Source organism: Mesorhizobium sp. M0778 (assembly GCF_040320105.1).
Classification (GTDB): domain Bacteria; phylum Pseudomonadota; class Alphaproteobacteria; order Rhizobiales; family Rhizobiaceae; genus Mesorhizobium.
Map to the genome: position 1 here is coordinate 42272 of NZ_JAMYPA010000032.1, position 13100 is coordinate 55371.

Sequence of the window (13100 nt, forward strand, 5' to 3'; positions counted from 1 at the left end):
AACGGCTGGACGGGATCGAGCGCAGGCGGGTTCAGTTGGTGCTGGTTGTGGGGGTGAACCCGCACTGCTTCTGTTCCATATCGATCTGCTTCGTGATGCGGACGGCGTTCTGTGCGTAGGCCTCCGTCACGGAACCACTATTCACGGTCTTGTCCTTCAGCGGACTCACGCCTGCGCACAGGTGGAAAACATGCGGCTCGGTGGACTTCGCGGCTCCGTTTTCGGGCGCGATCCAGTAGACGACATCCTGACCGGCGGGGTGGCTCGCGTCCCGCGTCGCCGCCGCCACCGCGGCGGTGTCCGTCGCGATCGCCTGCGCCTGAGCGGCGACATCGGGCGAACAGGCGGTGGTGGGCTGCCCCGACTTGATCTGGGCTGCGCATGCGTTCATATCCTGGGTGTACTGTTCGACCGACGGGGGTTTGAAACTGATCCCCATGACCGTCGCGAGCACGGCCAGCGCAGCGCCGAGGCCGCCGGCAACCTTCTTGGTTTGCGGATCCATGTTTTTGTCGGTGAGGATCAGGAAAACCAGCGGAAGGAAGGCAATCAGCGTGATGATTGCGCCGAGCTGGTTTTGGAAGAAGAACCTGGCCGCGTCGGATGCACGGGCCGGATCGTGCCTGTTGGCCGCCTTCCACAGCAAGTTGCCGGCGATTGCAAAAATCGCGATGCCGACCAGAAGGCCGATGATCAGCGGCAGGTGTCCCTGGTCGAACTTGTTCTGGCGAAGCAGAATAACCCCGTAGATCTCGCCGCCAATGGCGACGATCCACGAGAGTGCGGCGAAAAGGCGAAGACGCGTGGCGGAGGACTTCTGGCCCTGCGTCGCTTGCCAATCCTTGGTAACGTCTGGCTTGTTGTCGGTCATCGACCAGATCCCCTGATATCGACACTTCTGCGGGCGGCAACCCGCCCTGCGTAGCGTCATTGAACGATCGTCACCTGCCTTAGCGACGCGGCGAAAATGTGAACGCCACGGCAGGCCTCCACATCCATATTGCGCATGAGTGAATCCGTCCATACCCACGGAGGCAGACGCCTATGCGGCGATGGCTCCGTTCTTCTTAATCTCTGGCTCGAACTTGACGCTGCCTTCCCTCGCTTGCCTCGCTTCCCTGGCGATCCGCCTCGTTGTCGCCGACGGCATAGAGAAGGCGGTCAAAGCCGGTGCGGCTCAAGGTGAAGGCTGGTGCCGGCGCCCGCGGCATCAAGTTGGTCGCTGCGGCCGTTGCATCTAATGCCTCAGGCGGCGCCTGGACGCCAGCTTCGTTTCCATAAATCTCGCCATGCCGCATTGCACAATCGCCTCGCCTGCGCAAAATGCGGCATGATCCGCAAATCCCTCACTGTTCTGGTGATCGATGAAAACCACATCCGCGCTTCGATCATCGAAGCGGGATTGCGGGAGGCCGGGCATCAGCAGGTCACGGTCATCCATGATGTCGCCGGCATAGCGCGGCGGATCGCCGAGATCGAACCCGACGTCATCGTCATCGACCTCGAAAATCCCAACCGCGACATGCTCGAAAACATGTTCCAGCTTTCGCGCGTGGTGAAGCGGCCGATCGCCATGTTCGTCGACCGCTCGGACCAGGCTTCGATCGAAGCCGCGGTGGAAGCCGGGGTGTCGGCCTATGTCGTCGACGGCCTGCGTCAGGAGCGGGTCAAGCCGATCCTCGATATGGCGATCAGCCGCTTCAACGCGTTTTCGCGCATGGCGCGCGAACTGGAAGAAGCCCGCAGCGAATTGGAAAGCCGCAAGGTAATCGATCGCGCCAAGGGCATATTGATGAAGTCGCGCGGCCTGTCGGAGGACGCGGCCTATACGCTGCTGCGCAAGACCGCCATGAACCAGAACCGCAAGATCGCCGAAATCGCCCAGAGCCTGGTGACGGCGGCAGGCCTTCTGGATGCCGAGGAGAGTTGACGATGGCGGCCGAGCACCGGATCAATGCTGGCTTCATGCCGCTCTTCGACAGCGCTGTCCTTGTCGCGGCGAAGGAAATCGGCTTCGCGCTACGCGAAGGCATCGACCTGACGCTCAACCGGGAAACGTCGTGGGCCAACATCCGTGACCGCATCGCCATCGGCCATTTCGATCTCGCGCATATGCTGGGGCCGATGCCGATCGCCTGCAATCTGGGGCTGACGCCGCTCGCCTCCGACACGGTCGTGCCGTTCTCGCTCGGCCTCGGCGGCAATTGCGTGACGGTTTCGAACGCCGTCTGGGCCGGCATGGCCGCGCACGGCGCCCGACCCGACCTCGATCCGGCGCGGGCCGGCAAGGCATTGGGAGCGCTGATTCGTGAACGGGCGAATGCCGGTGGCGATCCGCTTCGCTTCGCCGTCGTCCATCCGCATTCCGGGCACAATTACGAACTGCGCTACTGGCTCGCCGCCTGCGGTATCGACCCATCGCGTGAAATCGAAATCGTCATCGTGCCGCCCCCCTTCATGGCGGACGCGCTCGCTGCCGGCAGGATCGACGGCTACTGCGTCGGCGAACCCTGGAACAGCGCCTCCGTCGTCGCCGGCACCGGCCACATCGCCACGGTCAAGGCGGCCATCTGGAAGACCAGCCCGGAGAAAGTCGTCGGCGTGCGCAAGGCATGGGCGGAAAAACAGCCGGACGCGCTCTCAGCCTTGCTGCGCGCGCTTCATCACGCGGCGCGCTGGTGCCAGGATCCGGCAAACCGCGGCGAACTTGCGGCCCTGATGGCGCAGCCGGCCTTCCTCGGGCTTGAGCCGGCGCTGCAGATGCCGATCCTCAGCGGACATCTTGCGCTCGGCGGCGGCGCCGAACTGAGCGTCGGCGATTTCTTTCTGCCTTTCGACAAGGCGGCAAACTTCCCGTGGAAGAGCCATGCGCTGTGGTTCTACACGCAGATGGTGCGCTGGGGGCATGTCGCGCACACGCCGGAAAACCTCGCTATTGCCCGCGACTGCTACCGCCCCGATCTCTACCGCTCGGCATTGAAGCGGCTTGGCGTGGCGCTTCCCGGTGCCAATGCCAAGGTCGAGGGCGCGCTGAAGGCCGCGACTCCGGTCGGTTCGGCGGGGGCAAGCCTGGTGCTCGGTCCCGACGGTTTCTTCGATGGCCAAATCTTCGATCCCGACGAGATCGACGCCTACATTGCCGGCCAGAAATTGGCGCGCGCCGAAGCCTGATCATTTCCGCGGCATTCTTGTGCACTGCACAAAAAATGTGCGTGCAACTGCGCTAATGAACAATGTTTGGCTTGCTCGCCCGGCGGGCCGGCGCGCCGACGATTTGGCATGCCCTTGATATCATTGATGTTTGTCGTCCATTCCGAAACTGGCACGGTTCCTGCTTTGTAATAGGCAGACTCTTGTCGGGTCACGGAATACGCGTCCAATGGCGGGCGCTACAGGCAAAGCTGCCGCTCAGGTCAACACGCGATCCCGGATGGACGGACGCGCGCGGCCTGGCCGGCGGCTTTTTGTTTTGGTCGAACACGCAATCGACGGCGCCGATCCCAAGCCGCGCCCAACCGGAGATGACGATGACGAAACGCACCAATAGCCATTCCGCCCAAACGGCGATCAGCCGCCGGGATTTCCTGAGGATCAGCGCGGCCACCGCGGCAACGCTGGCCGCGGCGCGTTCGCTGCTGCCCTCCGGCGCCTATGCGGCGACCACCGTACCGGAAGTCACGGGCGCCAAGCTCGGCTTCATCGCATTGACTGATGCGGCGCCGCTGATGATTGCCAAGGAGAAAGGCCTGTTCGAGAAATTCGGCATGCCCGATGTCGAGGTGCTCAAGCAGGCTTCGTGGGGGGCAACGCGCGACAATCTGGTGCTCGGCGGCGAAGCCAACGGCATTGACGGCGCCCATATCCTGACGCCGATGCCCTATCTGATGCACACCGGCAAGGTGACGCAGAACAAGCAGCCGCTGCCGATGGCGATCGTGGCCAGGCTCAACTACGACTGCCAGGGCATTTCCGTCGCCCAGGAATATGCCGCCACCGGCGTCGGCCTCGATGCCTCAAAGCTGAAGGAAGCCTTCGCCGCCAAGAAGGCCGCGGGCAAGGAGGTCAAGGCCGCCATGACCTTCCCGGGCGGAACGCACGACCTCTGGCTGCGCTACTGGCTGGCTGCCGGCGGCATCGATCCCGACAAGGATGTCTCGACCATCGTCGTGCCGCCGCCGCAGATGGTCGCCAACATGAAGGTCGGCAACATGGACGTGTTCTGCGTCGGCGAGCCATGGAACGAGCAGCTCGTCCATCAGGGCGTCGGCTTCACCGCCGCCACCACCGGCGAACTGTGGAAGGGCCATCCGGAAAAGGCGCTCGGCCTGCGCGCCGCCTTCATCGACAAATATCCGAACGCCACCAAGGCGATCCTGATGGCCGTCATGGAGGCCCAGCAATGGTGCGAGGCAAAAGAAAACAAGGACGAGATGGCCGCCATCATCGGCAAGCGGCAGTGGATGAACGTGCCGACCGCCGACATCATCGGCCGCCTCAAGGGCGACATCAACTACGGCAATGGCCGCGTCGCCAACGGCACCGATCTCTACATGAAGTTCTGGCAGGGCGGCGTGTCCTATCCCTTCAAGAGCCACGACAGCTGGTTCCTCGCCGAGAACATCCGCTGGGGCAAGTTCGCGCCGACCACCGACATCAAAGCACTGGTCGGCCAGGTCAACCGTGAGGATCTGTGGCGCGAGGCGGCCAAGGATCTTGGTGTCGCCGCGGCCGATATTCCGGCGTCTTCGTCGCGCGGCACCGAAACCTTCTTCGACGGCAAGATCTTCGATCCGGAGAATCCGTCGGCCTATCTCGACAGCCTGAAGATCAAGGCGTCGGCCTGAGCCCGACATAGATGCGCGACAGTGCGTTGGCAACGCCGCCCGTTGTGCATGTGCTGCCAAGGAGTTTTCGAGAAATGTCTATCCAAGCCATCGAGGACAGCAAGGTGAAGCCGTTCCCCGCGCCGGCCAAGCCCGCCGAGGTCATCGCTTTCACCGCCAGGGCGCGGCGCCGCTTCGACCCGGCCGCGATCGCCGGCAAGCTGGCCAGCACGCTGGTGCCGCCGGTCATTGTCATCACCATCATGCTCGTCGTCTGGCAGGTCGCCTGTTCGTCGCCCACAGCCAGCCTGCCACCGCCAAGCCAGGTGTGGAACGAGGCCTATGACCTGATCGCCCATCCGTTCTTCGACAACGGCCCGCAGGATATCGGGCTCGCCTGGCGGGTGCTGATCTCGCTGCAGCGCGTCGCCGTCGGCTTCGGCCTTGCGGCGATCGTCGGCGTTGCGCTCGGCGCGCTTGTCGGTCAGTCGATCTGGGCGATGCGCGGCCTCGATCCGGTGTTCCAGATCCTGCGCACGGTGCCGCCGCTCGCCTGGCTGCCGCTGTCGCTGGCGGCGTTCCGCGATTCCAGCCCGTCGGCGATCTTCGTCATCTTCATCACCTCGATCTGGCCCATCATCATCAACACCGCGGTCGGCGTCCGCAACATCCCTGAGGACTACCGCAACGTCGCCCGCATCCTCAGGCTCAACCAGTTCGAATTCTTCGTGAAGATCATGGTGCCGGCAGCTGCACCTTACATTTTCACCGGCCTGCGCATCGGCATCGGTCTGTCCTGGCTCGCCATCGTCGCCGCCGAAATGCTGACCGGCGGCGTCGGCATCGGCTTCTTCATCTGGGACGCGTGGAACTCATCGCGGCTGCCCGACATCATCGTCGCGCTCGCCTATATCGGCGTCACCGGCTTCTGCCTCGACCGCCTGGTCGCGGCGGTCGGCGTCTTCGTCACCCGCGGCACAACGGCAAAGTGAGGAGAGGGACGATGACGGCCTATCTGAAACTCGACCACATCGACAAATCCTTCGCCCGCGGCAGCCAGGTCAGCGACGTGCTGAAGGACATCCGGCTGACCATCGACAAAGGTGAATTCGTCTCGATCATCGGCCATTCAGGCTGCGGCAAGTCGACCTTGCTCAACCTGATCGCCGGCCTGACCAAGGTCTCGGCCGGCGCCGTGCTGCTCGAGGACAAGGAAGTCGACAGCCCTGGCCCGGAACGCGCCGTGGTGTTCCAGAATCACTCGCTGCTGCCCTGGCTCACCGTCTACGAGAACATCAATTTGGCAGTCACGAAGGTCTTTGGCCGGAGCAAGAGCCGGGCCCAGCGGCATGAATGGATCATGCGCAATCTCGATCTCGTGCAGATGGCGCATGCCAAGGACAAACGTCCGGCCGAGATTTCGGGTGGCATGAAGCAGCGCGTCGGCATCGCCCGGGCGCTGGCCATGGAGCCGAAGATCCTGCTGCTCGACGAGCCCTTCGGCGCGCTCGACGCGCTGACGCGCGCCCATCTTCAGGACGCGGTGATGGATATCCATTCGAGGCTCGGCTCGACGACCGTCATGATCACCCACGATGTCGACGAGGCGGTGCTGTTGTCCGATCGCATCGTCATGATGACCAACGGCCCGGCGGCCACCATCGGCGAGGTGCTTCCCGTGCCGCTGGCCCGGCCGCGTCGGCGGATCGAGCTTTCCTCTGACCGCACCTTCCTGCGCTGCCGCGAGGCGGTGCTGAAATTCCTCTACGAACGCCACCGCTTCGTCGAAGCCGCGGAGTAAGGCAATAACCGGAAAACTCGTCATCATCATTGGCAATCTGCATCGGCAATGGGCAATCTGCCGCATTGCACAAATATTATGCTGCTGTGCAAGGCATTCTGACTAATCTTTGATCCGCTGCCGAGCTTGGTCAAGAGTCGCGCGGCTGCAGTTCACATTGATTTCTTTCGATAATTCAGAGCGCTGTCGACTTGGCACGCTTCCTGCTTTTCAAAATGTAGGTCCGCAAGGGCCAAGTGACACGGCGTCCAATGGCGGGCGCTACAGGCAAAGCTGCCGCTCAGGTCCACACGCGCTCCCGGAACTCCGGACGCGAAGACCTGGCCGGCGGCTTTTTTGTTTTGATGCAATCGACGGCGCTGGTCCCAAGCGGCGCCCAACCGGAGACGACGATGACGAAACGGATCGGAACTGGCGCGTCCCTCGCGGACTTCACGCGCGCCGCGATTTTCTCGCCGTCAGCGCGCTGCGGGCGATGCCGCGCCGCTGACAGTCGCGAACGAACAGCACAAGGGCGGTGCTTCCCACGCCGCTAACCGGAGCCAGAAAATGACCGTAAATCTCCCAGCCGCGCCCAGCCAGGACAGTGCTCCCCGGCAGGCGCTTGTCATGTCCACCATCGCCTTCACCGTCTGCTTCGCGGTGTGGACGATCTTTTCAATCATCGGCGTGCGCATAAAGCAGGAGCTGGGGCTGAACGAGACGGAGTTCGGCCTGCTCGTCGGCACGCCGATCCTCACCGGCTCGCTCGTGCGTATGGTGCTCGGTGTCTGGACCGACCGTTTTGGCGGACGGCTGGTATACACCGCGACCATGCTTGCGGCGGCGGTCGCGACCTTTCTGCTCGCTTTTGCGCACACCTACGGGCAGATGCTGGTCGCTGCGCTGGGCGTCGGGCTCGCTGGCGGTTCCTTCGCCGTCGGTGTCGCCTATGTCTCGCGCTTCTTCCCGGCCGGCAAGCAGGGCACGGCGCTTGGCATTTTCGGTGTCGGCAATGTCGGCGCCGCGGTCACCAAGTTCCTGGCACCGTTCGTGCTTCTCTCCTGGGGCTGGCAGTCGGTCGCGCTGATCTGGGCGGCAGCACTCGTCGTCATGGCCGCCGTCTTCTGGTTCACGACCGGCGACGATCCGGTCATCCGCGAGCGCCGCGCCGGCAAGGCCGCGCCCTCGAGAAGCTTCTGGCAGGAATTCGCGCCGCTCAAGAACCTGCAGGTCTGGCGCTTCGCCTTCTATTATTTCTTCGCCTTCGGTGCATTCGTGGCGCTCTCGCTATGGCTGCCCCGCTACCTGATCGGCGTCTACGGCTTCGGGCTTGCGACCGCCGGTATGATCGGCGCGGCCTATTCAATTCCGGCAAGTATTTTCCGCGCCTATGGCGGCGTGCTTTCCGACCGGATCGGCGCCCGCACCGTGCTCTACTGGACCTTCGCTGTCAGTGCCGCCGCGACTCTCGTTCTGTCTCTCCCCTCGGCAGACTACGTCGTGCGCGGTGTCAGCGGGCCGATCGCCTTCCATTTCGAGGTCGGCCCGCTCGCCTTCATAGCCGTTGCCTGTGTGCTCGGCTTCTTCATGAGCCTTGGCAAGGCTGCCGTCTACAAGCACATCCCGGCTTACTATCCGCAGAGTGTCGGCGCGGTCGGCGGCGTTGTCGGCATGATTGGCGGGCTCGGCGGCTTTATCCTGCCAATCGTCTTCGGCGCGCTCAACGACCTCACCGGCGTCTGGTCGAGCTGCTTCATGCTGCTCTTCGTCATCGTCGCCACCTGCTTTGCCTGGATGCATTTTTCCATCCGGCGGATGGAGCGCACGGCGTCTGACGAAGCTTCAGGCCTTTCCTACGCGGCTGAGTGAGACCGGAGTGGATCAGGACATGACCGAGAAACTCGTTATCATTGGCAACGGCATGGCCCCCGGGCGCATGCTGGAGCACCTCCTGGAAAAGGCGCCTGGGCGCTACCAGGTCACCATCTTCAACGCCGAGCCGCGCGTGAACTACGACCGCATCATGCTGTCGCCGGTTCTGTCGGGCGAAAAGGCCTATGAAGAGATCATCATCCATGGCGACGGCTGGTACATCAAGCACGGCATCACCCTCTACAAGGGCCACAAGATCGTCGCCATCGACCGGCAGGCAAAGACCGTCACCTCCGATCATGGCGTGACCGAGCCCTATGACAAACTCGTCATCGCCACCGGCTCGGTGCCGTTTATCATTCCGGTGCCGGGCCATGACCTGCCGGGCGTGCTCACGTATCGCGATCTGGACGACGTCCGGGCCATGATGCTTGCCGCCCAGTCGCGGGCCAAGGCTGTGGTCATTGGCGGCGGCCTGCTCGGGCTCGAGGCAGCAGCGGGCTTAAATGCGCAAGGCATGGACGTCACCGTGCTGCATGTCATGCCGACGCTGATGGAGCGTCAGCTCGATCCGGCCGCCGGATATCTCCTGCAGCGCGCCGTCGAGCAGCGCGGCATCAAGGTCATCACCAAGGCCAACACCCAGGCGATCACCGGCAACGGCAAGGTCGAGCGGGTGGAGCTTGCCGACGGCACTGTCATTCCCGCAACGCTCGTCGTCATGGCCGTGGGCATCAGGCCGAACGCGGTCCTGGCGAAGGAAGCCGGCATTGCCGTCAATCGCGGCATTGTCGTCGACGCCGGCATGCGCAGCAACGATCCCGACATCTATGCAATCGGCGAATGCGCCGAGGTCAACGGCCAGGTCTACGGGCTGGTCGCGCCGCTCTACGAGATGGCGCGCGTCGCCGCCAGCCATCTGGCCGGCAATGAGGCAGCGGCTTTCGTCCACATGGACACGCCGACCAAGCTCAAGGTCACCGGCATCGAACTGTTCTCGCTCGGCGACTTCGCCGAGGGCGATGACCGCCAGGAGATCGTGCTGCGCGATGCGGCGGCCGGCGTCTACAAGCGCCTGGTGCTCAAGGACGACCGCATCATCGGCACAGTGCTCTACGGCGAGACGGCCGACGGCGCCTGGTTCAACGACCTCAAGAAGAAGCAGACCGATATATCCGAGATGCGCGATACGCTCATCTTCGGCCAGTCCTACCAGGGAGGCGCCCCCCTGGACCCTATGGCGGCCGTTGCAGCCTTGCCGGATGATGCGGAAATCTGCGGTTGCAACGGCGTATGCAAGGGAAAGATCACCGGCGCGATCACGGCCAAGGGCCTGACCTCGCTCGACGACGTGCGCGCGCACACCAAGGCGTCTGCCTCCTGCGGCTCGTGCACCGGACTGGTCGAGAAGTTGATGGTGCTGACCATCGGCGACAAATACAACCCCGCGGCGGTCCAGCCGATGTGCAGTTGCACCGCGCTTGGCCATGACGAGGTCCGCCGGCTGATCAAGGCCAAGGGCCTGAAGACCATTCCCGCCGTCATGCAGGAGTTGGAATGGAAGACCTCCTGCGGCTGCGCCAAATGCCGGCCGGCGCTAAACTATTATCTCGTCTGCGACTGGCCCGACGAATACGCCGACGACTACCAGTCGCGCTTCATTAACGAGCGCGTTCACGCCAACATCCAGAAGGACGGCACCTATTCGGTGGTGCCGCGCATGTGGGGCGGCGTCACCAACGCCGCCGAATTGCGCGCCATCGCCGACGTCGTCGACAAGTTCGAGATCCCGATGGTCAAGGTCACCGGCGGCCAGCGCATCGACATGCTCGGCATCCGCAAGGAAGACCTGCCGGCGGTGTGGGCCGATCTCGGCCAGGCTGGCTTCGTCTCCGGCCACGCCTATGCCAAGGGGCTGCGCACCGTAAAGACCTGCGTCGGTTCCGACTGGTGCCGCTTCGGCACGCAGGATTCGACCGGTTTGGGCATCCGTATCGAAAAATTCATGTGGGGCTCCTGGACCCCTGCCAAGGTCAAGATGGCGGTATCGGGCTGTCCGCGAAACTGTGCCGAGGCGACCTGCAAGGATGTCGGCGTGATCTGCGTCGATAGCGGCTACGAGATCCATTTCGCCGGCGCCGCCGGGCTCGACATCAAGGGCACCGAAGTGCTCGGCCTGGTCAAGACCGAGGACGAGGCGCTGGAGCATATCGTGGCGTTGACGCAGATGTATCGCGAGCAGGGCCGCTATCTCGAGCGTATCTACAAATGGGCCAAGCGCGTCGGCATCGCCGAGATCAAGCGCCAGATCATGGACGATGGCGAGAAGCGCAAGGCCTATTTCGCGCGCTTCGTCTTCTCGCAGAAATTCGCCCAGGTCGACCCGTGGTCGGAACGTGCTTCCGGCAAGGACAAGCATGAATTCCGGCCGATGGCTTCGGTCGGCTTTGCGCAGGCGGCGGAGTAGGCGCGTGTTCCCGAAAAGTGGAATGCGGTTTCCGGACAAGAACACGCGCAAAAGAGGAATAGCCACATGAATTGGGTATCCATCGGCACGCTCTCGGACATTCCGCGTCGCGGTGCGCGCTGCGTCGCCGCACCCGAAGGAAAGATCGCCGTCTTTCGCACGGCCGACGATCAAGTCTTCGCCATCGACGACCATTGCCCGCACAAGGGTGGGCCACTCAGCCAGGGCATCGTCCATGGCACGGCGGTGACCTGTCCTTTGCACAATTGGGTGATCTCGCTCGAGACAGGCAAGGCGCTCGGCGCCGACGAGGGCGTGGTGCGCACCATTCCGGTGCGGATCGACGGCGAGCGGCTGTTCATTGCGCTGGAAGCGCTGGCCAGCCGCGCGGCGTGAACCATGCAGATTGATGAAGCGCGCGAGGTGAGGACCACCTGCCCCTACTGCGGGGTGGGTTGCGGCGTGCTGGCGAAGGTCGCCGCGGACGGTGAAATAACCGTTCGTGGCGACCCGGACCACCCGGCGAATTTCGGCCGCCTCTGCTCCAAAGGCTCCGCACTGGCCGAGACCATCGATCTCGACGGCAGGCTGCTTCATCCGGAAATCCACGGTCGCCGTACCGACTGGGACCAAGCGCTCAATCTAGTCGCTTTGACCTTCTCGCAAACCATTGCCGAACACGGCCCCGATTCGGTCGCCTTTTATGTTTCCGGCCAGTTGCTGACCGAGGACTACTACGTCGCCAACAAGCTGATGAAGGGGTTTGTCGGCTCGGCCAATATCGACACCAATTCGCGCCTGTGCATGGCCTCGTCGGTCGCCGGCCACCGCCGCGCCTTTGGCTCGGACACGGTTCCGGGAAATTACGAGGATCTGGAACTTGCCGACCTGATCGTGCTCGTCGGCTCCAATCTCGCCTGGTGCCATCCGGTGCTCTATCAGCGCATTGCCGCTGCCCGGGAAAAGCGGCCCGAGATGAAGGTGGTGCTGATCGACCCACGCCGCACCATGACATCGGATATCGCTGACATGCATCTGGCGATCGCGCCCGATGGCGACGTCGCTTTGTTCACAGGGCTGCTCGCCTATCTCGGCCAGCATAACGCGCTGGACCGTACCTATATCACGGCGCACACGACCGGATTCGGGCAAGCGCTTTTCGCTGCCTCGGCGCTCGACCTTGCCGGCATCGCGGCTGCCACGGGTCTCAGTGAGGACGAACTGTCCCGCTTCTACAGCCTGTTTGCCGCGACGGCGAAGACGGTGACCGTCTACAGCCAGGGCGTAAACCAGTCGTCTTCGGGCACCGACAAGGTCAACGCCATCATCAACTGCCATCTCGCCACCGGCCGCATCGGCAAGCCCGGCGCCGGGCCGTTTTCGGTGACCGGCCAGCCCAATGCTATGGGCGGCCGCGAGGTCGGCGGCATGGCCAACATGCTGGCCGCCCACATGGAGATCGAAAACCCCGAGCACCGCAACCGCGTGCAGCGCTTCTGGAACGCGCCGACCGTCGTCGAAAAGCCCGGCCTGAAAGCGGTCGAGATGTTCCAAGCGGTGGCCGACGGACGCATCAAGGCGCTGTGGATCATGGCGACCAATCCGGTCGATTCGATGCCGGACGCCGATACCATCGAGGCGGCGATCAAGACTTGCCCGTTTGTCGTTGTCTCGGACGTGCTGGGCGAGACCGACACGGTCCGCCATGCTCAGGTCCGGCTGCCGGCGGCGGCATGGGGCGAGAAGGACGGCACCGTCACCAATTCGGAGCGCCGCATCTCGCGCCAGCGGGCTTTTTTGGCCACGCCCGGCGAGGCAAGGCCAGATTGGTGGATCATCGCTGAAGTCGCCAGGCGGATGGGGTTTGCCGAAGCTTTTTCGCATGTGTCGGCGGCCGACATCTTCGCCGAGCATGCGGCGTTGTCGGGTTTCGAGAATGACGGCGCGCGCGATTTTGATATAGGCGCGTATGGCGCGATTGATTCAGGGACCTTTGAGAAATTGGCGCCATTCCAATGGCCAGCGCCGAGCCAAGGCACCCCCCTCTGGCCTGCCGGAGGACAAAAGCACCCGCTTCTTTGCCAACGGCAATTTCTACACACCCGACGGCAAGGCACGCTTTATTGCCATCCGCCCAACCGCCCAAACCCGCACC

At 63.5% G+C, this 13100-nt stretch carries 9 protein-coding genes and 1 pseudogene; 9 read left to right on the forward strand and 1 reads right to left on the reverse strand.

What is annotated here, in order from left to right; all coding sequences use genetic code 11:
* Nucleotides 1–31: 31 nt before the first annotated feature.
* Nucleotides 32–871 (reverse strand): hypothetical protein, encoded by an 840-nt coding sequence (locus NKI22_RS29140; RefSeq protein WP_023718009.1) that lies wholly within the window; start codon nt 869–871, stop codon nt 32–34.
* Nucleotides 872–1330: 459 nt separating this feature from the next.
* On the opposite strand from NKI22_RS29140, the gene NKI22_RS29145 reads away from it, so the two are divergent.
* From NKI22_RS29145 to NKI22_RS29185, 9 genes and pseudogenes are all read left to right on the forward strand, one after another.
* Nucleotides 1331–1930 carry an ANTAR domain-containing response regulator gene (locus tag NKI22_RS29145; RefSeq protein WP_352959411.1) on the forward strand — a complete coding sequence of 200 codons (600 nt, stop codon included), beginning with the start codon at nt 1331–1333 and terminating at the stop codon, nt 1928–1930.
* Between the two features lie 2 nt (nt 1931–1932).
* Entirely contained in the window at nt 1933–3171 is a 1239-nt protein-coding gene (locus NKI22_RS29150; protein WP_031193676.1) for a CmpA/NrtA family ABC transporter substrate-binding protein, read from the forward strand.
* Between the two features lie 356 nt (nt 3172–3527).
* Nucleotides 3528–4844 carry a CmpA/NrtA family ABC transporter substrate-binding protein gene (locus NKI22_RS29155; protein WP_023718005.1) on the forward strand — a complete coding sequence of 439 codons (1317 nt, stop codon included), beginning with the start codon at nt 3528–3530 and terminating at the stop codon, nt 4842–4844.
* Nucleotides 4845–4918: 74 nt separating this feature from the next.
* Nucleotides 4919–5815 (forward strand): nitrate ABC transporter permease, encoded by an 897-nt coding sequence (gene ntrB / locus NKI22_RS29160; protein ID WP_023718004.1) that lies wholly within the window; start codon nt 4919–4921, stop codon nt 5813–5815.
* Between the two features lie 11 nt (nt 5816–5826).
* On the forward strand, nt 5827–6624 hold the full coding sequence (locus tag NKI22_RS29165) for an ABC transporter ATP-binding protein (protein ID WP_023718003.1): 798 nt from the start codon (nt 5827–5829) through the stop codon (nt 6622–6624).
* A gap of 549 nt (nt 6625–7173) precedes the next feature.
* The gene (locus NKI22_RS29170) at nt 7174–8475 is read left to right on the forward strand and encodes an MFS transporter (RefSeq protein WP_352495737.1); all 1302 of its coding nucleotides are present in this window, start codon (nt 7174–7176) and stop codon (nt 8473–8475) included.
* Nucleotides 8476–8494: 19 nt separating this feature from the next.
* On the forward strand, nt 8495–10945 hold the full coding sequence (nirB, locus tag NKI22_RS29175; RefSeq protein WP_023718002.1) for a nitrite reductase large subunit NirB: 2451 nt from the start codon (nt 8495–8497) through the stop codon (nt 10943–10945).
* Nucleotides 10946–11011: 66 nt separating this feature from the next.
* Complete coding sequence (nirD, locus tag NKI22_RS29180; RefSeq protein WP_023718001.1) at nt 11012–11341, forward strand: nitrite reductase small subunit NirD; 330 nt, start codon at nt 11012–11014, stop codon at nt 11339–11341.
* Nucleotides 11342–11344: 3 nt separating this feature from the next.
* Nucleotides 11345–13100: pseudogene (locus tag NKI22_RS29185) on the forward strand (molybdopterin-dependent oxidoreductase); the annotation flags it as partial.

Bases quoted from the DNA above. Each gene is read 5' to 3' on its own strand.
- NKI22_RS29140 (WP_023718009.1), bottom strand. From the start codon at position 871: ATGACCGACAACAAGCCAGACGTTACCAAGGATTGGCAAGCGACGCAG.
- NKI22_RS29145 (WP_352959411.1), top strand. From the start codon at position 1,331: ATGATCCGCAAATCCCTCACTGTTCTGGTGATCGATGAAAACCACATC.
- NKI22_RS29150 (WP_031193676.1), top strand. From the start codon at position 1,933: ATGGCGGCCGAGCACCGGATCAATGCTGGCTTCATGCCGCTCTTCGAC.
- NKI22_RS29155 (WP_023718005.1), top strand. From the start codon at position 3,528: ATGACGAAACGCACCAATAGCCATTCCGCCCAAACGGCGATCAGCCGC.
- ntrB (WP_023718004.1), top strand. From the start codon at position 4,919: ATGTCTATCCAAGCCATCGAGGACAGCAAGGTGAAGCCGTTCCCCGCG.
- NKI22_RS29165 (WP_023718003.1), top strand. From the start codon at position 5,827: ATGACGGCCTATCTGAAACTCGACCACATCGACAAATCCTTCGCCCGC.
- NKI22_RS29170 (WP_352495737.1), top strand. From the start codon at position 7,174: ATGACCGTAAATCTCCCAGCCGCGCCCAGCCAGGACAGTGCTCCCCGG.
- nirB (WP_023718002.1), top strand. From the start codon at position 8,495: ATGACCGAGAAACTCGTTATCATTGGCAACGGCATGGCCCCCGGGCGC.
- nirD (WP_023718001.1), top strand. From the start codon at position 11,012: ATGAATTGGGTATCCATCGGCACGCTCTCGGACATTCCGCGTCGCGGT.